Genomic DNA, 20,564 nt, shown 5'->3' with positions numbered 1-20,564 from the left:
ACATTACTCCTACCCACTTAGCTAAGTGGTGGAGCATGTCCGGGCCTTTCGGGGGCTAATTCACGACGGACGTTCACCGACAGGTTGCCCGAGATTGCTTCGCCCTACATGCGACGAACTGAACGGATGGCTGAAATAGTGGGCTTGATTGGCCACAGGATGGGCGGTCGCCCGGGTGAATACTTGATGCATCGGCTCGGCATGCCGGTCAGCGACGACACGATCTTGCGGCAATTGAAGCGCGATAATCCGGCGTCCATACAAAAAGACAATATCCGGGTCGTGGGCATTGATGATTGGAGCTGGCGGCATTCCTCGCGGTACGGCACGATCATGGTCGATTCTCGAGCGCCATTGGGTCGTCGATGTTCTGGACGACCGCAGCGTCGAGAGCGCAAAAGCATGGCTGCGAGAACGTCCGACTATCGAGGTCGTTAGCCGAGATCGCTGTGGCCTATATGCCCAGGCAGCCCGGGAGGGCGCACCGCAGGCCCGCCAGGTAGCTGACCGTTTTCATCTGGTTCAAAATCTCAGGGAGGCAATCAAGGAACAGATGAGCGTTTATGGTCACGCCCATGTCAGACCCATTCTCGAAGATGCGATCGCCAGCGCCAGGTCACAACAGCGCCGTGCCCGCTTGGCGCACAGGCAATCCCGTCAGGAGATATTCGACACGCTTCAAGCTTTGCGCCAGCAGGGCCTCACCTACAGCGAGATTGCAAGGCGGACCGGATACGAGCGCCGCAGCATCGCGAATTGGCTTACTTCCAATGCACCTCGAGACAGAAATCGGGCGGCATTGAATCCGACATCGCCGCTATATTTTGAAGCTTTCCTGGCTGAATGCTGGAAAAATGGAAACCGGGTTGGGCGCCATCTGTTTTATGATATCAAGAACCGCGGTTACACGGGCAGCCGTTCCAATCTGGAGCGCCTGTTGAAGGTGTGGCGTGAAGTCGAAAACCTTCAATCCGACGAGCCGCCTCCGGATATGGATGTTTCAGAACCCGTCCGCGATCCTGACACCGGCCATATGATCTCGTCTGTGGTGGCCGCAGCTTTGTGCATAAAACCGCGCGGCCTGCTGACCGATCGTCAGGTCGGAAAGGTTAATGCCTTGAAGCAGGGCTCGACGGTCTTCGCCATAATGCGTGGCCTGGCCATGCGTTTCAACGGCATCTTGCGCAGCAGGAGCTCGGAGGCACTGGATGAATGGATCGACGATGCCATTGATACCGAACTCACGGCGATCATGCGCTTCGCCAGCGTTTTGCGCCGGGATATCGATGCCGTCAAAAATGCAATCGAACTCCCCTGGAGCAACGGTCAAGTGGAAGGGCAGATCAACCGCCTCAAGATGTTGAAACGAGCAATGTACGGTCGCGCCGGCCCAGAACTGATGAGGGCGAGAATGCTGCCGCTGAATCACAGAATTTGAGGATGAACCCGTTTAACTGCCAAGCGACACCGCAGTCGCTGACGATCACCGACCGCTGAAGCTAAGCTTGAAGCGCGTGGTGAAATCACCGCCCCACCACATGGGGAAGTTGGTGCCCCATTTGTTGTTGTGGATGTTGAAGCGGACACCGGCGGAATAGTCAGGCAGGTCCTTGCAGAAGGCCATGAACGGCCACGACTGCGGCGCCACCAGCGGCGTGTCGAGGTTTTCTACCATCAGCTCGACGCCCGGTTCCGAGCGCCCCCTCACCGCCACGACCGCTTGCAGCTGTGCACCGCCCGCGCGGGCGAAATTGCCGGTGGCGTGCCAGTGCCCCATCTTGCACACATCCCAGGCAGAACGTCCCTCGGGCGTGAACGACAGAAAGCTCGCTTCCGGCATACGGTTGGCGTTCTTGCCATAGAGGGACAGCCGGACATCGAGCCCGTCCTTGCCGGCGGAAAATTCGATGGCGATTTCGGCAGGCGCGCCCAATTGCTCCACCGCTTCTGCCGGCATGACTGCAAGGACGGATGCTGCGGTCGTGCCGTAGAGCTTGGGCGCGTAGGCCTGCGAGCGCGCTTCGCCAACCTTCGCAAGCCCGGGCTTGTCGTGGTCGAGCACCGCCCAATCCATCCAATGTGTAAGGTACGTATTCATGTGGCGGCGAACGTCGCCGGCGTCATAGCTTTCGTAGCGATAGGCGATCAGCGAACCGTTGGCGCCACGGACCGTCCGACCGTCGGGCGCAGTCAGCGCGGAAACGTCGCCGGTTACCGGATCAAGCTCGATGATCCAGCCGCCGACATCGAGCCGCGTAGCAGCCTCGGTCGCCTCGGGCCGTGATGGAACGGCAATCTCGGCAAGGGCCGCCTCGGCGCGGACCGCATCGTCGCCGTCCAGCTCCGCAACCGCCTGGTCGAGATAGGCCCGCTGCTCCGCCCAGGACGCTTCGGTATAATGGAAGCGAGGATCAGTCTTTCGCGCCGCCTCGAAGGCGGGGCGTGCCCAGGCCTTCTCGTCGCGCAGGAAGGATTTGATGTCGACGCCGCAGGTGTGTTCGGCGATCAGCGCCAGCTTGCGGCCGAAGGCCTGGCGGCTTGTGGTCATCCGCTCGCCGGCAAATTGGTCGTAGAGGCGCTGCAGCGTCAGATAGCGGGCGATCTTTTCCGGATCGGTGCCGCTGCCGTGGATCCAGCTGTCGCCGAGTTCCTTTTCCACCACCGGGAAACGCTCGCGCGCCTCCCAAATAAGCCTGCCGTAGTCCTCCAGCGTCGCCGCGCGTACGGCGGCACCCGGCTCGTGTTTCAGGATCTCGCGATAGGCTTCGGCCGTCTGCGACACGCTCTGCGGGCCGATGTTGTCGCTGGTATGGGCGAAGCTCAAGCCGTCGGAGAGACCCTCGGGGAAATAGGTCTCGCCATAGGAGCGCTGGTACATGACGACGATTTCCTCGCCGCCCGCCGCCCGCCAGCGAAAAATATCCGGGATTTCCGGCGGCGGCGAAGCGGAGTTCACGCCGATATGCAGGAAGCGCACGCCGGCTTCGGCCAGCAGCGGCACCATGCCGAGCGTATGCCCGGGCACATCGGTCATCTTGGCGGCGATCGTCTTCAGGCCGAAGCGATGGTCCAGCTCCTGCGCATAGGAAAGCCCCGCCTTGAAAAGATCCGGCGACATCAGCTCCGTATGGGTGGTGAAGGGCAGCGCGTGCCAGCGGATCAGGCCGCGCTCGATCGCCTGCTCCAGGCGGGCGACCTCTTCCTTCGAGCGAGAATTCAGGTGATCCCAGATCAGCCAGGCGCCCGTCGTCCAGACGAACAGCGGCTCGTCCGGGTTCTCATTGTAGAAGTGCGCGCCGGTCTCGATTGCCTGCGGAATGAAGCGCTCGTGATACTGCTTTCGGATCTTCTCGGCGTGATCGGTAAAACCGATGTCGAGATGGGTCTTAAAGACGACGTGGATGCGTTTTTCGGTCATGTTCGCTACCTTCAGCCGACGGTGCCCCGCACGATCAGGCGGGTGTTGAGTGTCTCGGTAAACGGCTCGGAATCGGGCGCACGAAGCCGCATCAGGATGAGGCGGACGAGCGCACGCACGCGCTCTTCGAGGTCGATGCGCACGGTGGTGAGGTTGTAGCTCTTCCAGTGCGCCTGCGGGATGTCGTCGAAACCGACGACCTTGACGTCCTCAGGCACCGAAAGCCCGAGCTCGTGGCGCAGCGCGTCGATCGCGCCGAAGGCGCCGACGTCATTGGCCGCAAAGATCGCATCGGCACCTTCGCCGATGCGGAACAGATCGAGCGTTGCCTGGTAGGCGGTGTCGTAGGTGTAATCGCCGGCAAGCAGGATCGGCGCATCCATGCCGCGCTCCGCGAGCGTCTCCTTCAGTGTGCGCTCGCGCTCGGCATTGGCGAGCGACTGCGCCTTGCCGCCGAGATAGGCGATGCGGCGCGCGCCATAGCCCTGAAGCAGGGCCACCGCCTGTTCGATACCGTTTTTCTGCCGGACGAGCAGCCGGTCATAGAGCGTACCGGATGCGGCGCCTGCAAACTGCTTCACGTCGTCGTAGATCACGTAGATCGGCACGGCGCGGTCGAGAAAGCCGCAGAGCACATCGGGCAGGATGTTCTCGGTAAAGGCGATCACGGAATCCGGATTGAAGCCGCGCATATAGGTGAGCAGGCGCGGATCCATGCTGAAATCAGCCTTGGCCTTGAAGAGCAGCGTCGCGAAGCCCTCCGCCTGCAGCGCCGTCGTCAACGCGTCGATCTCCTGGCTCTCCCAGGGGCTGCAGACGTCGGGCACGATCATTCCGACGAGATGCGAGCGACCGGTCACCAGCGAGCGTGCCGCCATGTCGGGCGTGTAGTTCAGCTCCCGCGCCACCTGCAGGATGCGGTCGCGCTTTTCCGGCTTCAGCGACGCATTCGGGTTGAAGGCCCGCGAGACCGCCACACGGGAAACATTGGCCTCGCGCGCCACCTGGTCTGCGGTGGCTCGGGCAGCTTTCTTGTCGGCGCGCTCGTTCATCTATCCGTCACAAAATGAAAACGTGTTCATTCACAAAAGAGAGCAACGCGACGATTTCGTCAAGCGGAATAGGTATTCCGCCGTTTTTTACCAACGGAACACATGATCCATGTTGACAAAGATGAAAGCGTGTTCATTCTTGACCGTCGTCGGGACGCCGGACCTGGAGGAGGGACGGACTGTCGCAGCCAGACACATTGGTCCTTGAGTGGATCGACCGGGAGGAGAAAGCATGCGTACCAGGTTTCATTCCCTATTGCTCAGCGCAGCCGCGGCCATCGCCTTTGCAGCACCAGTGAGCGCCACCGAACTCAACATCACCTGCCGCTGCATCATTGGCGGCGTAAACAGCGGCATGGCCGAGTGGATCGAAAAGAAGGTCATTCCGGCCTTTACCGAGAAGATGAAGGCCGAAGGCAAGGACGTCACCGTCAAGCTCACCCAGTTCGGCGGCGAGGACGAGCAGCTGACGCAGCAGCTCGCGCTCGATTTCTCCACCGGCGCCGGCCCTGACGTCTCCGGCTTCGACGGCTTCCTGATCCCGAGCTTCGTCCAGGGCAATCTCCTGAAGTCGCTCGAGGAAGTGGCCGGCCCGGACGTTCCGAAGTGGGAGGGCTGGCAGCATATCTCCGACGGCACCAAGGCGCTGATGAGCTACCAGGGCAAGCCCTATGGCATCGCGCTCGGCACCGACGCCCGCATGATCTTCGTGCGCAAGGACCTCTTCAAATCGGCTGGGCTCGATGCCGACAGCTGGCAGCCGAAGTCCTGGGATGAGTTGCTCGACGCCGCCCGCAAGATCAAGGCGGTCGCCCCCGACAGCTTCCCGTTGCAGCTCAACGCCGGCGTCTCCATGGGCGAGGCGACCACGATGCAGGGCTACTGGATGGCGCTGCTCGGCACCGGCGAACAGGTCACCGACGACAGCGGCAAATACATCGTGTCGAGCCAGGGCATCCTCGACACGCTGAAGCTCTACAAGACCATCTATGTCGACGACAAGCTCGGCGACCAGCGCGCGCAGCTGCTTGCCGACGGCCGCAACCGCACCTTCGCCAATTTCCGCGATGGCAAGACGGCGATGCTCGTCGAGGGCGACTGGTTCTATCGCTCGGTCACAGCGCCCGGCGCCGAATTCGCCGTCGCCGATCGCGACAACACCATGACCTGGAAGAAGATGCCCGCCGCAGCACCCGGAAAGGGCTTACGCGGCCAGGATTTCGTCACGATGTCCGGCGGCACCGGCTTCGTCATCAATCCGCATACGGACGCGCCTGCCGAATCCTGGGCGCTGCTCTCGTTCATGAACAGCAAGGAGCAGCTCGACGCGTTCCAGGAAATCCAGCCCGCCATCCGCATCCGCGACGACGTGGCGATCCCGAACTCGCCGTTCCTGACGGAAACGGCAACGACGCTGCTACCAATCACCACGGCCCGTCCGAACGACGCCAATTACAACAAGATCTCGACAGAGATCCAGCGCATGACCGAAAGCGTCGTTTCCGGCGAGCTCTCGCCTGAGGACGCGATGGCCCAGTACAAGTCGGCCGTCATCGCCATCGTCGGTGAAGAAAACACCGTCAGCACGCTCTAAAGCCAATGCGGGATGTGGCCGCAACGGTGCCCTCATCCCGCTTCGATCCAACGACAGAGCGCCCGGCTGCCATCCGTGGCCGGGCTCCCGATCCAGGATATGGGCATGAAACGCGCATGAAGAAATTCTCCCTGCTTTCGACGCGCGCCGGGGCGCTTTTTCTGGCACCGGCCACGGCCCTCGTCGGGGTCTTCGTCATCGTTCCCTTCTTCTGGGTGATTTTCGTTTCCTTCACCAACCGCACACTGCTCGGCCGAACGGCCGTCGACCCCGATTTCGTCGGCCTGCAGAACTATTTCGCGCTCTTCAATCCGGCGACCTTCTTTACCCGCGGCCAGTTCGGGTTTTCGCTGATCCTGACGATCCAGTTCGTGCTGCTCTCGGCGCTGATCGGCCAGGCGTTGCTCGGGCTGCTGCTCGCCTGGCTCAGCCAGACGGTCACGCCGACGCTCAAATCCTTCCTGCAGACCGCGGTGATCGCCGCCTGGATCCTGCCGGAGGTGGTGATCGGCTTTGCCTGGTTCGCCTTCCTCGACTATGACAACGGCACCCTCAACATGATCCTGCGCGGCCTCGGCCTGCCTCCGGGCGACTGGCTGCTGCAGCAACCGTTCTGGGTGATCGTGTTCTTCAACACCTGGCGGGGCGCCGCCTTCTCTATGATGCTCTTCAACTCGGCCTTCCAGTCGATCCCCCCGAGCTATTTTCAAGCCGCCGACGTCGCCGGCGCCACGTCTTGGCAGAAGCTGCGCGATATCTCGCTGCCTTTGATCCGCGGTCATGTCGTCACCGACCTGATCCTCATCACCATGTGGACCTTCAACGTCTTCACGCCGTTCCTGCTCACCCATGGCGGGCCGTCCTATCGCACCGAGATCCTGTCGATCTACACCTACCGCATCGCGTTCAAGGATTTCGAGTTCGGCAAGGGCGCTGCCGTCGGCGTGGTCATCATGCTGATCAATCTCGCCTTCGCGCTCGTCTACCTTCGCCTTGCCCACAAGAAGCCGGTGGAGGCGGAATGATGCAGAAGTTTCAGAACATCTTCGTGCGGCGCGCGATCTTTGCCGCCGCCGCCACCTTCCTCGGTACGATCTTCGCACTGCCGCTCGTCTGGTTCATCTTTGCGCCCTTCAATGCCCGTGCCGAACTCGGCCTTGCCATCCCCTCACCCTTCACGCTTTCGAATTTTGCCACCGTCTTCCAGAACACCTTCGCGATGCAGGCGCTGCTGAACAGCCTCATCCAGGCGGCGGGCGGCGTGGTGCTGGTCGGCGCGGCGGCGACGCTTGCGGCCTATGCCCTCTCGCGCTCGCCGATCCCGGGCAAGGGCGCAGTCACCTATATCCTGCTGCTCTTCTCGTCGGTCGTTTCAGGCTCGGCGGCGATGGTGCCGATTTTCCTGATCATCTCGGCAGCGGGCCTTATCGACACCCATCTTGCCGTCATTCTCGTCTTTGCCGGCGGGCTGTTGCCGACAGCGATGTTCATTCTTCGCGATTTCATCGACGCCATCCCGCGCTCCTATGAAGAGAGCGCGATGGTCGCCGGCGCCTCGCCGCTCCAGGCGTTCTTCGATGTGGCGCTGCCGGTCATCCGGCCGGGCATCGTCGTGGTTGTCGTCTGGGCCTTCGTCAACATCTGGGGCAGCTTCCTCATCCCCTTCATCCTGTTGCGCAGCGACAAGCTGATGCCGGCATCCGTCGCCATCTACTCCTTCTACTCGGAAGCCGGCACGCCGATCGTCACGCTGCTGGCCGCCTATTCGCTGATCTATTCGCTCCCCGTCATCGCCCTCTACCTCTTCGTGAATTGGAAATTCGGTTTCCGGTTCTTCGGTGGCATAAAGTCGTAATCGGAAACCCGTCATGGCCTCTGTCGAATTCCAGAACATCTCCAAGACCTTCGGCGCCTTCGTCGCCGTGCCCGACATCACCTTCCAGATCGCCGACGGCGAGTTCATCTGCCTGCTCGGCCCGTCGGGCTGCGGCAAGACGACGAGCTTGCGCATGATCGCAGGTCTCGAAACGCCAACCTCTGGCCGGGTGATGATTGGCGGCCGCGACGTCACCTACCTGCATCCGAAGGACCGCGGCATCTCCATGGTCTTTCAGGACTATGCGCTCTACCCGCACATGAACATCGCCGACAACATCGCCTATCCCTTGAAGGTGCGCGGCGAGCAGGAGACCAAGCGCCACGCCCGCGCCAAGGAAGTGGCCGACGTCCTCAAGATCGGCGACCTGATGAAGCGGCTGCCGAGCCAGATCTCCGGCGGCCAGCAGCAGCGCACGTCGCTGGCACGTGCGCTCGTCTATCCGAGCGAGGTCTATCTTTTCGACGAGCCGCTTTCGAACCTCGATGCCAAGCTGCGGCTCGAAGCGCGCGGCTTCCTCAATCATCTGCAGCGCGACATGGGCATGACCGCCGTCTATGTCACGCACGATCAGGCCGAAGCCATGGCGCTCGCAACCCGCATCGCCGTCATGGACAAGGGCCGGATCGTGCAGTTCGCGCCGCCGATCGAAATCTACCGCCGGCCGGCAACGACCTTCGTCGCCAATTTCGTCGGCAACCCGCCGATGAACCTCGTTCCCGTCGAGACATCGATCGGCGAAGGCGCCCTGCACCTGCGCGCCGATGGCCTGAAGCTCGCACCGATCGCGCTCACCGACGCCATCGCCAAGGCGGCGAATTCAGGCAGGATGACACTCGGTGTCCGCCCCGAACATTTGCGTATCGCGGCCGCAGGCGACCTGAACGTGGTTTCCGGCGAACTCTTCGCCAACGAGAACATGGGGCCGGAGAGCCTCGTCACGTTGGAGCGCGGCGACAACGGTCGCGTCACCGCGCGCATCTTCACCGACGACGAGATCAAGGTCGGAACCTCGGTCCATCTCGTCTTCGAAGCCAGGCACATCACCCTCTTCGACGACAGCGGCGCCCGCATTCCCGCGGCAGACGAACGCTGAGGCCGCCATGCAGGAATTTGCCGTGCGCATCACCCGTAAGCATCAGGCGGCCGATCCGTATTTCTATCTGCCCTTCGAGGTGCCCGAAGGTGTAACGCGCATCGACGCGACGCTCAGCTATCCGAAGTCAGAGGCATGCATCATCGATCTCGGCGCGCTTGATCCGCGGGCGACCGAGTATCCGACCGGCCAAGGTTTTCGCGGCTGGAGCGGTGGCGCGCGTGACCGTTTCTTCATCGCCACCGACGACGCCACGCCCGGCTACATTCACGGCGAGATGCCGCCCGGCCAGTGGAAGGTGATGCTCGGCCTCTACAAGATCCCCGAAGAAGGCGCCGAGGTTCGCGTGACGGTCGATTTCGACAGAATCCCGCGCCCCATCGTGCCGCAGCCGGAAAGAACGTTCCCCGTACGCAAACAGTCCGGATGGTATCGCGGCGATCTGCACTGCCACACCTTCCACTCGGATGCGGCTGGCTCGCCCGAACTGCTGCACGCCGCCGCCAAGCAGGCGGGTCTCGATTTCCTTGCGGTCGCCGACCACAACACCATCACCCAGCGGCGCTACTTCCATCCGCATTCCTCCGCCGACCTCATCTTCATCCGCGCCATGGAAATCACCACCGCCGTCGGCCACGCCAATGTCTTCGGCGTCGACGATTGGGTCGATTTTCGCATGACGAAGCCGGAACATGCCCACACACTCGCAAGCATGGTGCATGAGCGCGGCGGCCTGCTCTCGGTCAACCACGACAAGCCGACCATCCCCTGGGACTACGAACTGCCTAAGATCGACTGCATGGAGGTCTGGCAATCCCATTGGCTCGCTTGGAACTGGGTGTCGCTCGAGCGCTACCAGCAGCGCCTCGCCTCAGGCCTGAAGATCTCCGCCATCGGCGGCAGCGATTTCCACCAGCCGGCGCGGCTGATGCCCGAGGGACCGCTGGTGCTCGCGCGGCCAACGACCGTGCTCTACATGGAAGAGCTTTCCGAAGAAGCCGTGCTCGACGCCATGAAATCCGGTCGCGGGTATGTGACGGAAAGCCCAACGGGACCGCATCTGGAACTCACCGCCAACGGCGAACCGATGGGATCGAGCGTCAGCGGCCACGTTGTGGCCGAGGCGTTGGTTCGCGGCGCTAAGGGCGACCGGCTGCTGTGGCTCGACGCCTCCGGCATCGTCGGTGAAGAGACCATCGAAGCTGACGACTGGACCGCCCACTTTGCCGGTTCGCCCGATCGGTTCCTGCGGACCGAAATCGCCGCGGCCGCCAACCGGAGCGCGATCGTTGAGACATTCCGGGAGGCCCTGCACGGCAAAAATTTGCCCTGGGTGCTCTCGGAGCACGATCTCTCGAAACAGACGATCCGCCGGGCCATCAGCAATCCGATCTATTGCCGGCCCAACTAACGGCCGCTGCACTCCGCAACTGATCTCATTCTCAAAGTATGGGGCATCCGATTTCGGCACGCTCATATTTTCCACCTTACCGGCACATTTTACGATTGCACCAATTTTAAGCAGAAAAATTCCGTTCTAAGAAAAAAGGCAGAGACTCCCGCGACAGCACGTTAGGACCCCATGGCGGCACGCCAGCGCATCATTCCCGTCCGGGGGGGATACAATCGTTGGGTCGCCAACCAGACGCTTGAAGAATATGCGCTGCGCTTCACCGCCAAGAGCGCCCGGCGCTTCTCTTCCGAACGCATTTCCCAGACCGCCATTGGCGCGATCTCCTTTCTGGCGCTGGAATCGTCCATTGCACGGCCATCGCTTTCGCTCCGAACAAAGCGACGATGATGGACTGCTCGGGCCTAACAACCCGTATTCGACCCCAGAGAAGTTACCGGTCTCCGCGATTTGGCGTGGCCCGCCGCGATCGACGGCGCCAATTTCAGGTGGCGTCAGGTAGGATTTTATCCTACTCTCATAAGAGCAAGGAAAGCTGGACGCATGAGCATGGCCGAAAAACTGAGCATTACCCTTCCCACGGAAATGGCCGACGCCATCAAGGCGCGCGTGGAGGCGGGTCTTTACGGCTCCACAAGCGAGGCCATGCGCGCGGCGGTGCGCGCCCTTCTTCGGGACGAGGAAGAGCACGAGGAGCGCCTGGCCGCGATCAGGGCCCGCGTGCGCCAGTCCCTTGATGATCCCCGTCCGAGTCTGACGGGTCGAGAGGTCCGGAAGCACCTCAACAGCCTCTACGCCAAGCACCAAAGCTAAGCGCTGGAAGCGTTTCGAGGTTGTTTACCGCCCTGAGGCGATCGCCGACATTGACAACGTGTTTCTGTACATCCTGGAGGCAAGCCGCAACGCCTCTGTGGCAGCCGCATTCACCGATCGGGTCTTCGAGCGCTGTGAACGCATAGGCGATGCACCGCGCGGCGGTGTGGCGCGGGAAGACCTCGGGCTAGGCATACGGATGGTCCCTTTCGAGAAATCCGCCGTCATTCTCTATCGGGTTGAGGAAGAAACTGTGGTGGTCGTGAACATTTTCTATGGCGGTCGCGACTACGAAGCCATCATGAGTCGAACAGATAAAAATCACTAGTCTGGCGCTTAGCAGAGAATAGGCGACCCCACGAGTTATCTGGTAATTCAAAATTGAAGAACGGTTTTTGAACTGTGAATAACTTGGTGGCGATGACAGTGAAGCTTGTGAATGACGAAATCTCGCGCTTTCTACATCGCGAAGAGCCAGAAGTGTTATGTATCCGAGGCAGATGGGGAGTTGGCAAACATATACACGGACCAAGCAACTGGAAACAGCGCAGCCAAAAAACTAGGTCTGGAGCGATATTCGTATGTTTCGCTCTTTGGGGTGAACACCCTTGAATTTTTTCGCTCTTCGAAAATGTGATCACGTTGAGTGAGGGTGTCATCGCGAATTGGCTTACTTCCAATGCACCTTGAGACAGAATTCGGGCGGCATTGAATCCGACATCGCCACTGTATTTTGAAGCTTTCCTGGCTGAATGCTGGAAAAATGGAAACCGCGTTGGGCGCCATTTGTTTTACGATATCAAGAACTGCGGTTACACGGGCAGCCGCTCCAATCTGGAGCGCCTGTTGCAGGTGTGGAGTGAAGTCGCAAACCTTCAATCCGACGAGCCGCCTCCGGATATGGATGTTTCAGACCCCGCGCGCGATCCTGACACCGGCCATATGATCTCGTCTGTGGTGGCCGCAGCTTTATGCATAAAACCGCGCGGCCTGCTGACAGATCGTCAGGCCGGAAAGGTCAATGCCTTAAAGCAGGGCTCGACGGTCTTCGCCAAAATGCGTGACCTGGGCCATGCGCCTCAACGGCATCTTGCGCAGCAGGAGCTCGGAGGCACTGGATGAATGGATCGATGATACCGAACTCACGTCGATCATTGCGCTTCGCCAGCGTTTTGCGCCGGGATATCGATGCCGTCAAAAATGCAATCGAACTCCCCTGGAGCAACGGTCAAGCGGAAGGGCAGATCAACTGCCTCAAGATGCTGAAACGAGCAATGTACGGTCGCGCCGGCCCAGAACTGATGAGGGCGAGAATGCTGCCGCTGAATCACAGAATTTGAGGATGAACCCGTTTAATTGCTAAGTGACAACCCCGCAGAGCAGTAGATCGGGATGTGAGTATGACGATGCTCGAGGAGCAGCCTTTCGATCGCGCGGTGTGTGTGCATGGCCACCGCACTGGGGATGTCCGCGACGTGGGCACGCAAGAGAAGCGGCGGAATGGCTTCTTCAGGAATGGCCCGACGACGCGCTTAACAGGCTCACCGCGCAAGCGGCCCGACAGGCCTACCAACTGGTGCTTGAGGGTGTTTGCGACGTGGCCGATGCCCGGCAAGCGTTCAGGGCGGCGGCCGGCCGAGGCCGGGTTCCTGGTTGGCGACGTGGACTGGGTTCCGAAGCTGGGCTGGATTGTGGAGGGCAGGCGGTAGCTCAAGTTCGACCGATCGCCTCGTGGTACGTCGAACCAGTGCGTTTCAGGGATTGCAGAAGTCGCAAGGCGGGGCGATCATCGCGCCAGTCGCGGCGGCCGTGATCATTCAGGTTGCTCCAGGCATCATGCGCTTTCAGCCCTCCGGTAGAGCAGCGCCAGTCGGGGCGGCCAGGACCGCGCGTGTCCCCGGCTGATTGTCGCCGAACTCGAGTGTTCCACCCAGCTGATGCACGAGTGCGTCGAGCATCCGCGAGCCAAATCCCGTTTTCGTCACGCTGCGCCCCACACCTTTGTCAGCGACGGTCAGCCGGAAGGCATTTCCGTTCTCCGTCAAGGCTACCTGCAGCGGACCTGGCGCGCCGCCATAGGCGTACTTGTTCGCATTGATTACGAGTTCGGTCAGGACCAGACCCATGCTGATCGCCCGATCGTTCGGAAGAAGGACGGGCTCCAGATCGTGCGTCACCATCGCGCGCCATTCCTCGCCGAAGGATGTGAGGAGATCATTTAGCAGCTCTTCAACGTACCGAGCCCCGTCGACAGTGCGGATTTGGTCGGACCCGTATAGCCGCCGATGCACCAGGGAAACCGCCGAGATCCGCCGCCGGGCCTCCTCGATGGCGTCGCGGGTTGCCTGATCCGAGGATTCCCGCGCCTGAAGGGACAGGAAGCTGGAGACAAGCATGAGGCTGTTCTGGACACGGTGGTTTACCTCGCCGAGCAGGAACTCCCTCTGCTTCAGCAAGCCCTCTTTCTGTTCAACCAGGTGCATTAGTTCCTTGTTGAGGTCGCGAATGCGCCGGGTCTGCCAGACGTTCTGGATCGCGACCGCCAGGCGCTCGGCGGCCTCCACCTCCGGAACGCTCCAGCGTCGTGCCTTGCCGCGCACGGTCTCGCTCCAGGCCTCGAAACTTGCTCGGGGTGTCAGGACACCGTTCGGACCGGGCGTTGCCGCCTTGTGCGGATTGCCCGCCCAATTGACAGTCTCGACAGCCTCGGCACGGAACCAGAGCACCATCCACGGCTCGGCTACTGACAGGGTCATTGCGAGCAGGCCGGCCGCGAGCGGTCCAGCCGCTTCGGGCAGCGCAGCTTTCGCTGCCAGCTCATTGGTGGAAAAGACCGGATGGGACGCATTTTTGGTAATCCAGCCCGTAAGCGATTGGATCTCGGCTCCGGAGGGGCATTTGCCGGCTGTTACCGCCTCGTTGCCGCGCAACACGGCGACGCCGTCCGCGCCGAGCATCTTCTGAATTTCTGGAAGATGCTTTGAAAGTGCATTGTCGAGTGAGCCTTCGCGCAGAAGGAGTTCGACGATGCGATCCTCGAACGTCCGCAGACGAACCCGCTCCCTGTAGGCGTCTGTGTCCTCGCGCGACTTGATCTGACGCGCCAGCCCGGCGGCGAGCGCGCGGCATGCTCCGCGCATATCGAGCGGGAGCATGCGCGGCGTGGCGTTATGGCAGGCGACGAGGCCCCACAGTGCGCCGTCCTTGACGATGGAAAAGGATGCCGATGCCGCCACGCCCATGTTCTTCAGATATTGGACATGAATGGGCGAGACGCTGCGGAGGCTGCAGTCGCTCATGTCGAGCGGATCATCTGCGGGACGTTCGGGCCGGAGAGGCGCAGGCCGGTAGTGGACGTCGGGAATGACCCTAACCAGATTGCGGACGTATAGCGCCCGCGCCTGTGCGGGGATGTCGCTGGCAGGAAAATGGTGGTTCAGGAACGAGTGCTGGTCCGGCGAGGCATCCTCGGCGACCACCTTTCCGGCATCGTCATCCAGGAAGCGATAGACCATCACACGGTCGTAGCCGGTGAGCCCGCGGAATGCCTGGGCAGCTGAGGCCAAGAGCGTCGACATGTCTGCTGCCTTCTCGAAAGCATAGCCCGCGGCCTCCAGCTTCGGCAGCAGCGCGGCCATGAGATGTGTCGGCGCAGCTGCTTCCAGCTCAACGAGAAGCTCGCGGTCTCCTCGCAAGACGCTTAGATCGAACGCCTCGCGGGCAAGCGGCGGCGTAATCTGCCGAGGCAGCTGCGCCTCCGGCGTCATGACCGCGGACGCGGCGTCCGCGCCGAGCAAATACTCGAGCCCCGCGCCTTGCCATTCGCGCGTTCCCAGTCGGCTCTCAATATCTCCCGCAGCATGGGTCACCCTTCCGGATTCCCGGTCGACGACGAGGAGTAGGCCATGCGGCTGAATTGATCCCGGGATGTGAATCGGTTCCCGGTCGCAACTGCATGTGTCTATGCTCTGCTGGTTCACACAGAATCTCCGCACAGAACTCTCTCGGCATGAAGAAAACCGCGCATTGCACCGCGGCAGATGCCCTCAAGGTAGGTTGGACCACGCGAACCCTCCCGTTCCAGGACTCCGAGCAACGACCGCCAAATGCGCCCGCCTGCGCGGCCGTACGGATCAAGGAAGTAGAGTTCCGGGCCTGCTATCCCCTTCGCCTCGAGTTCACGCAGAATAAACCGGCCGCCGAGAGTTGAACCTTCTACGACATAAAGGAATCCCAGGGCCTCCCACCGGTCCGCCGGTTCGGGAAAAGGAGGCATCGCCCAGGCATCGGATGCAGGCCATCTAACAGCGCGCCACGCGCGAATGCGAGCGGCAAAGTCAAGCCCGTCCACTCCGTCGAGTTTCGGAGCAAGTGCTGTATGGGCCGGACTATGGAGCGCGGCGTAACGTCGAATGATCAACGGCCGGCGTGCCGCATCTGCCAGTTCCGTAACTGCGTCGAAGCGGCTTTCAAGACGACGGTGCAATTCGCCGGTAACCTGGCGAAGGTGGTTTATTGCCGTCGATTCCGCACTTTTTTGATTTTCTAGCCCCAATGTGATTTCCTTTGTCGCCGCGAACACTGCAATATTCACGGAACGAGGCGAAGGCGGAGAGATCGCGCGGAGTGGGACAACTTGACCGCTTCTCCCTCTAATCGGACTCGGCCAAAGCTTCGTAGGTAGCCTTGATCTCTGCTTCGGAACGCATCGTGCCCATGGATTCGTCAGTATAAAACTGATGGATGTTGGGCGCCCGCATCCGACTGTGTCTGGGTATAAGCCGGTCCAGCGATGGCCATGTCAACGGAAAATGTTGCAGCTAATAGAATTGCATGACGTTTCCTTCCTGTTCAGAGTTACTTATGAACGTTGCCAACAGCCGTACTTGCAGAATGTTCCGAAGTTTGCAGGTATGCCAGAGGGATCCTTTGGCGGCGGCATGGGGACGTGACATGCTGGCCGTTTGGCTGTTCGTTTCCTGTGTCGCGAGGGCGCTTTTGCCATTCTGCTCAACAGCTCCATCGACGTGATGAACTGACATGGCAGGCCGCCATCGGCTTTGGTTACGTGGAGCAGAATTTGGAACCGTTGAGATTGTCGTATCGTTTGGTCCCTTGCGCAAAGCCACGGGAGAAACAGATGACCAAGCCGGCCGAGTTGGAAACCAAGTTCTGGAAAGCACTGAAATCTGATATGACGATGATGCTCGGCATCGTCGGCTTGGACGAAGGCCACACCCGCCCGATGACTGCGCAGTTGGAAGGGGACGAAGGCGGTCCAATTTGGTTCTTTACCGCGAAGGACAATGATCTGGTGCAGCAACTGCGCGGCGATGACCGCGCGGTCGCGACCTTCGCCTCAAAGGACCATGATATTTTCGCCGCCGTACATGGCAGCCTTCGCGTCGACACCGACAAGGCTGTTGTCGACAGGCTGTGGAATTGGTTCGTGGCCGCCTGGTACGAGGGCGGCAAGGACGATCCCAAGCTAGCTCTTTTGCGGCTCGATCCCGATCGCGGCCAGGTTTGGGCCGATGCGTCTAGCATGGTGGCGGGCGTAAAAATGCTGCTCGGATTTGATCCCAAGGACGACTACAAGGACAAGATGGCGAAGGTCGACCTATCTTAGTATTTGCAATCGGGACGAGCAGCGGAACGCAGCGATAAGACTGACTCCCAACGTTTTCACAAACTCTTGAGGTGTCGTTTGCATTTAACTGCAAGACTCTGACGACAATAGTTTCAATAAGATAGCCTGACACTTAATTTGAGACTTGGCAGTTAATTTGAGATTTGAGACCGGTAACTTTTCTGGGGTGCGCACGAACTGTTAGTGCCGGTTGGGCCATCTTGGTTGCCTCGATGAAGGAGGTGCCGATGGCAGTGGAATGGACGATCACGATCGAGGGCAGGAATGAGTTCGGTGATACTTGCCGAAAGGAGGTCCGCATCGACAAGAGCTGGGAGCAATTGTTTGATGGTGATCTCGGCCTATCGATCGAGGACGGCAAGAAGATTATGGAAGCGCTGCAGAACGCCGTCGTGAACCACGAAAGCGAGACCTATTCCCTTTATCGCCGGGTCTGCCCGGACTGCCAGACTTTCCGGGCAGTCAAAGATTACACCACGCGCCGCATCAGAACCGTCTTTGGCACAGTGAGGGTTCGCAATCCCCGCTGGATGATGTGCAGCGATTGCTATCCAGGCATAGTGGGTGCGTTCGCGCCACTGAAGGAAATCTGCCCCGATCGGGCCACGTCTGAGCTGATGGAGCTGACGGCACAGCTGGGAAGCGTTATGTCCTACAGGCAGGCAGCGAATGTACTCTCCAAGTTTCATCCTGTTGAGCCAACCGAGACGCATGCGACCGTGCGCAAGCGTACGATTAAGGTCGGCGAGCGGATCGACAACCAGATTGCAAATGAAGAATGGCTCGCGACAAGGACGATGGAGGAGCGGCATCAACTCGAAATGCCGCTTCCTGGTGATCGACGCAAAGAGTTCGTCATCAGCATCGACAGGGCCCATATTCGTAGCGCCGAACCCAATTCAGCGCGAAGCTTCGAGCTCGTTGTGGCCCGATGCGGTCGCGGCGGTAGGGGCGATGCCGGCGGCCGCTATTTCGTCACTGCCAACACCGAGCAGAAGGCAATCCGGGATCGAACTTGGCATGCGCTTCGACGGGAGGGGTATTGCGGTTTTGGCGACGTTACCGTGCTCTCGGATGGCGCTGAAATCCTCAAGCGCCTGCCTCGCGCCATGCCGAAACCGACAACCAATATTATCGATTGGTTCCACATTGCCATGCGGGTCCAGCCCATGCAGCAGATCGCGGACTTCATGGTACGATCCCAACCAGAGCTCGCTGAGACCCTTTCGTCAATCGACAGGGAGATCACAGCCGTGAAATGGCGCCTGTGGCACGGACGTGTCGATCGCGCCATCCTTGATCTCGAGGGAACTCTTGGCACGGCTGAAGTCCTCACAGCAAGAAGGTGTTTTCTCGCTCGCAAGGCTTCACAGCCTTGGTTCGCAGCTCTTGACCTATATTCGTTCGAACCGTGGTGCGATCGTCAACTATGGACAGCGCTATCGAGCCGGGCTTCGCGTCGCCACCACCCTCGCCGAGTCAGCGGTGAACTCGTTGATCGGCAAGCGGATGATTAAGAAGCAGCAAATGCGCTGGACGCTCTATGGCGCTCACATGCTCTTGCAGGTTCGGACGGCCGAGATCAACGGTGAGCTTCGCGAGCGATTGCGGGCGCCGTTCCGACAGCCAGGGCCGAACGTGCCTTCCCTGTTCAATCCCAAACCGCCGCTCCTGCGCGCCGCCTAGCCCCAGACAAGTTACCGGTCTCCTTCTGTAACGGGCTTTGCGTCAATCCCTTGTGAGCTTAATCCTTCCCGAGAGCTTAAAAGCTTGCCGACGGCGCAATCCGTACCAGCGGGGTATTGGCGGCGCGCTGCTTCCGCGCCAAGATATCGCCCCCGGACGATCGTTCACATCTTGACCAATCAGAATTGCAATTTTGTACGCTCCGTCGAGCGAAGCGCCTGCAAGAGCAGGTCCTGGATCAGCCGCTGGAGTGCTTCGGTCGCCTCGCGCACGTCGGTCATCGCCTTCGTGACATCCGGTTCGTTGAGCGGCGACGTACCCGCCACCGACGCCAATTGGCGACGCGCGCCTCTCAGCTTCCCGAGTGCTGCAACGGTCCGCGCCCTGTTCTCACGAAGCAACCGACGGAATTCGACGCGAACTTCTTCGGGATATGCAGAGAACGCACCTTCGGCGAGGATGGACATTGCGGGTGCGTCAAGCTGGCTCTTCAGGATGTAGCCGAGCGAAAAGAAGTTCCCGACTAGCGAAGCTGCGAAGACGGCGAACAGGACCGCTCGCAGCCATGAAAACCGTTTCACAGGCGGCCTCCGTTGCTTCGTGTGACGGTAATCGACTCTGCAAGTTCGGAAGGCGGTACGCCCACAGCAAAGGCCAAGAGAGCGTTGTCGGAAATTTCCGTTTCGACTCCTGCGGCGACGTAGCCGCCGACCGCCGACACGGTAAGAGCAAGGGCCATGCTCGCGGCTGTCGCCGGCATCGACCACGATCCAAAATCAATCGCTATGCCAAAGGTTCGGCGCTTCGGCTGCGCGATCTTGGCCATGACATTGCGAGCGAGCGCACGCTCGTCGGTCGGCTCGACCGTTGCCTTAAGTATGAGACGGTCGAGCCTTTCGTCCTCGCTGGACGCATCATGTCGAGCCAGCGCAAGGAACGACAACGCCTCGCGCCGAAAAGGCGCCGGCCAAGACTCGACGTCAATGCCAAACCGGAGTTTCAAGCCTTCGAATTCGCCCCTGTTCATTTTGATGTCCTTTCATTTTGTTCTTCAGACGCCCCAGCCCCCGAAAGCTGGGCGCGCAGCGTTCTCCTCGCTCGGACAAGCAGTTGCTCTACTGATCCGGCACTCGTCTCCATCACTTCCGCAATCGCGGGAACGTCAAGATCGGCGACTGCACGGAGGAGCAGCGCCATGCGCTGCCGTTCCGGCAATTTCTCAACGCCGGCGCGAACAATGGCTAACTCCTGCCGCGCACCCATCCATGTATCCGCATCTGGGTCGTCTGAAGGAAATGCTTCATGAGCCTCCTCGAATCCGATGAATATGCGGAACTTGCGCCAACGCCGCACGTCGATGCAGCGATTTGCTGCTATCCGATAGATCCAAGTGGTCGCGCGTCCTTTCGACGGATCGAAACGCTCCGCGTTTTTCCAGACCGAAATGAAGACGTCCTGCACGACATCCTCGGCTTCATCGGAACCACCAAGATAGCGCCCGACGAACAGACGTAGACCGCGTCCGTGCCGGTCTATCATCTGCCGGAGAGCAAGCTGCTCTCCCGCAGCCACGCGGGCCAGCAGCGCCTCGTCGTCGACGCGCTCCGGCAGGTTTGCGATTTCCGGGGCACGCGCTTGGCTCACGCCGACTTACCTTGAGTGGCGGCGAAAGCCGATGCCGACATTTCCGCGTGGCCCGGTGTGAACGCCGATGGACCGCACACCATGGGGGCCTCGCGCCGTCAAGGTATTGCCGGAGTAGGTTCGGCCGTTCGGGCAAGTTGCGGAATAGCTGCGCCGGCACCGGTTCGCAAGGCCGTCACGGCAGGTCGAATTCGACGTGTAGGTTGCACCATTCGGCCCGACGCGCGTCGTCTGGCCTGAATAGACGTTGCCGTCCCTTGTTACACTGCGCGTGATCTGCCCACCGTTCCGCGTATCGCGTGTCCACTCGGCCGACATGGCCGG

General features: G+C 60.7%; 16 protein-coding genes and 5 pseudogenes. 13 read left to right on the top strand and 8 right to left on the bottom strand.

Annotated features, from left to right (window positions below; translation table 11 throughout):
• Window positions 1-51: 51 nt before the first annotated feature.
• Window positions 52-1,438 (top strand): annotated as a pseudogene (locus AC5J09_RS00105) (ISL3 family transposase); the annotation flags it as partial.
• Between the two features lie 45 nt (window positions 1,439-1,483).
• On the opposite strand, the gene AC5J09_RS00100 reads toward AC5J09_RS00105, so the two are convergent.
• Window positions 1,484-3,418 (bottom strand): DUF5054 domain-containing protein, encoded by a 1,935-nt coding sequence (locus AC5J09_RS00100; protein ID WP_494296507.1) that lies wholly within the window; start codon window positions 3,416-3,418, stop codon window positions 1,484-1,486.
• Between the two features lie 11 nt (window positions 3,419-3,429).
• Complete coding sequence (locus AC5J09_RS00095; RefSeq protein ID WP_494296506.1) at window positions 3,430-4,470, bottom strand: LacI family DNA-binding transcriptional regulator; 1,041 nt, start codon at window positions 4,468-4,470, stop codon at window positions 3,430-3,432.
• A gap of 232 nt (window positions 4,471-4,702) precedes the next feature.
• On the opposite strand from AC5J09_RS00095, the gene AC5J09_RS00090 reads away from it, so the two are divergent.
• The 10 genes and pseudogenes from AC5J09_RS00090 (at window position 4,703) to AC5J09_RS00045 (ending at window position 13,073) form a co-directional block, all read left to right on the top strand.
• Window positions 4,703-6,064, top strand: a complete 1,362-nt coding sequence (locus AC5J09_RS00090) for an extracellular solute-binding protein (protein WP_494296505.1) — start codon at window positions 4,703-4,705, stop codon at window positions 6,062-6,064.
• A 116-nt stretch (window positions 6,065-6,180) separates the two neighbouring features.
• Complete coding sequence (locus AC5J09_RS00085) at window positions 6,181-7,089, top strand: carbohydrate ABC transporter permease (protein WP_324764995.1); 909 nt, start codon at window positions 6,181-6,183, stop codon at window positions 7,087-7,089.
• Window positions 7,089-7,919, top strand: a complete 831-nt coding sequence (locus AC5J09_RS00080; protein WP_338280925.1) for a carbohydrate ABC transporter permease — start codon at window positions 7,089-7,091, stop codon at window positions 7,917-7,919. Before AC5J09_RS00085 ends, AC5J09_RS00080 begins: the two co-directional genes overlap by 1 nt.
• Before the next feature lie 13 nt (window positions 7,920-7,932).
• The gene (locus AC5J09_RS00075) at window positions 7,933-9,036 is read left to right on the top strand and encodes an ABC transporter ATP-binding protein (protein ID WP_494296504.1); all 1,104 of its coding nucleotides are present in this window, start codon (window positions 7,933-7,935) and stop codon (window positions 9,034-9,036) included.
• 7 nt (window positions 9,037-9,043) lie between these two features.
• On the top strand, window positions 9,044-10,447 hold the full coding sequence (locus tag AC5J09_RS00070) for a CehA/McbA family metallohydrolase (protein WP_494296503.1): 1,404 nt from the start codon (window positions 9,044-9,046) through the stop codon (window positions 10,445-10,447).
• 171 nt (window positions 10,448-10,618) lie between these two features.
• Window positions 10,619-10,825: pseudogene (locus tag AC5J09_RS00065) on the top strand (hypothetical protein); the annotation flags it as partial.
• 165 nt (window positions 10,826-10,990) lie between these two features.
• Window positions 10,991-11,260, top strand: a complete 270-nt coding sequence (locus tag AC5J09_RS00060) for a type II toxin-antitoxin system ParD family antitoxin (protein ID WP_201271331.1) — start codon at window positions 10,991-10,993, stop codon at window positions 11,258-11,260.
• 31 nt (window positions 11,261-11,291) lie between these two features.
• Window positions 11,292-11,588 (top strand): annotated as a pseudogene (locus tag AC5J09_RS00055) (type II toxin-antitoxin system RelE/ParE family toxin); the annotation flags it as partial.
• A 329-nt stretch (window positions 11,589-11,917) separates the two neighbouring features.
• Window positions 11,918-12,600, top strand: a pseudogene (locus AC5J09_RS00050) (transposase); the annotation flags it as partial.
• A 23-nt stretch (window positions 12,601-12,623) separates the two neighbouring features.
• Window positions 12,624-13,073 (top strand): DUF982 domain-containing protein, encoded by a 450-nt coding sequence (locus AC5J09_RS00045; protein WP_494296502.1) that lies wholly within the window; start codon window positions 12,624-12,626, stop codon window positions 13,071-13,073.
• A gap of 31 nt (window positions 13,074-13,104) precedes the next feature.
• Here AC5J09_RS00045 and AC5J09_RS00040 read toward each other — a convergent pair whose 3' ends face one another.
• Both AC5J09_RS00040 and AC5J09_RS00035 read right to left on the bottom strand, forming a co-directional pair.
• A complete protein-coding gene (locus AC5J09_RS00040) occupies window positions 13,105-15,240 on the bottom strand; it encodes a histidine kinase dimerization/phosphoacceptor domain -containing protein (protein WP_494296501.1) in 2,136 nt (711 codons plus the stop codon).
• Entirely contained in the window at window positions 15,237-15,842 is a 606-nt protein-coding gene (locus AC5J09_RS00035) for a biliverdin-producing heme oxygenase (protein ID WP_494296500.1), read from the bottom strand. Before AC5J09_RS00035 ends, AC5J09_RS00040 begins: the two co-directional genes overlap by 4 nt.
• Window positions 15,843-16,400: 558 nt before the next feature.
• Here AC5J09_RS00035 and AC5J09_RS00030 point away from each other — a divergent pair.
• Entirely contained in the window at window positions 16,401-16,889 is a 489-nt protein-coding gene (locus AC5J09_RS00030) for a pyridoxamine 5'-phosphate oxidase family protein (RefSeq protein ID WP_494296499.1), read from the top strand.
• A 248-nt stretch (window positions 16,890-17,137) separates the two neighbouring features.
• Window positions 17,138-18,596: pseudogene (locus AC5J09_RS00025) on the top strand (ISKra4 family transposase).
• A gap of 179 nt (window positions 18,597-18,775) precedes the next feature.
• Here the strand turns inward: AC5J09_RS00025 and AC5J09_RS00020 are convergent.
• The 4 genes from AC5J09_RS00020 to AC5J09_RS00005 form a co-directional block, all read right to left on the bottom strand.
• Window positions 18,776-19,177 (bottom strand): periplasmic heavy metal sensor, encoded by a 402-nt coding sequence (locus AC5J09_RS00020; protein WP_494296498.1) that lies wholly within the window; start codon window positions 19,175-19,177, stop codon window positions 18,776-18,778.
• Entirely contained in the window at window positions 19,174-19,623 is a 450-nt protein-coding gene (locus AC5J09_RS00015) for a hypothetical protein (RefSeq protein ID WP_494296497.1), read from the bottom strand. Before AC5J09_RS00015 ends, AC5J09_RS00020 begins: the two co-directional genes overlap by 4 nt.
• Window positions 19,620-20,168: an RNA polymerase sigma factor gene (locus AC5J09_RS00010; RefSeq protein WP_494296495.1), complete on the bottom strand. Its 549-nt coding sequence runs from the start codon at window positions 20,166-20,168 to the stop codon at window positions 19,620-19,622. The genes AC5J09_RS00015 and AC5J09_RS00010 overlap by 4 nt, the downstream gene beginning before the upstream one ends.
• A gap of 78 nt (window positions 20,169-20,246) precedes the next feature.
• Window positions 20,247-20,564: hypothetical protein (locus AC5J09_RS00005; protein ID WP_494296493.1), on the bottom strand; the 318-nt coding region annotated here is incomplete at its 5' end.

It is taken from the genome of Sinorhizobium sp. (genome assembly GCF_059070375.1).
The sequence above is the reverse complement of the archived record's forward strand: the minus strand, read 5'-3'. Positions and strand labels throughout refer to the sequence as shown.

What these genes read in the sequence shown, in the direction of transcription:
- AC5J09_RS00100 (WP_494296507.1), bottom strand. Translation starts at nt 3,418, where the DNA reads ATGACCGAAAAACGCATCCACGTCGTCTTTAAGACCCATCTCGACATC.
- AC5J09_RS00095 (WP_494296506.1), bottom strand. Translation starts at nt 4,470, where the DNA reads ATGAACGAGCGCGCCGACAAGAAAGCTGCCCGAGCCACCGCAGACCAG.
- AC5J09_RS00090 (WP_494296505.1), top strand. Translation starts at nt 4,703, where the DNA reads ATGCGTACCAGGTTTCATTCCCTATTGCTCAGCGCAGCCGCGGCCATC.
- AC5J09_RS00085 (WP_324764995.1), top strand. Translation starts at nt 6,181, where the DNA reads ATGAAGAAATTCTCCCTGCTTTCGACGCGCGCCGGGGCGCTTTTTCTG.
- AC5J09_RS00080 (WP_338280925.1), top strand. Translation starts at nt 7,089, where the DNA reads ATGCAGAAGTTTCAGAACATCTTCGTGCGGCGCGCGATCTTTGCCGCC.
- AC5J09_RS00075 (WP_494296504.1), top strand. Translation starts at nt 7,933, where the DNA reads ATGGCCTCTGTCGAATTCCAGAACATCTCCAAGACCTTCGGCGCCTTC.
- AC5J09_RS00070 (WP_494296503.1), top strand. Translation starts at nt 9,044, where the DNA reads ATGCAGGAATTTGCCGTGCGCATCACCCGTAAGCATCAGGCGGCCGAT.
- AC5J09_RS00060 (WP_201271331.1), top strand. Translation starts at nt 10,991, where the DNA reads ATGAGCATGGCCGAAAAACTGAGCATTACCCTTCCCACGGAAATGGCC.
- AC5J09_RS00030 (WP_494296499.1), top strand. Translation starts at nt 16,401, where the DNA reads ATGACCAAGCCGGCCGAGTTGGAAACCAAGTTCTGGAAAGCACTGAAA.
- AC5J09_RS00015 (WP_494296497.1), bottom strand. Translation starts at nt 19,623, where the DNA reads ATGAACAGGGGCGAATTCGAAGGCTTGAAACTCCGGTTTGGCATTGAC.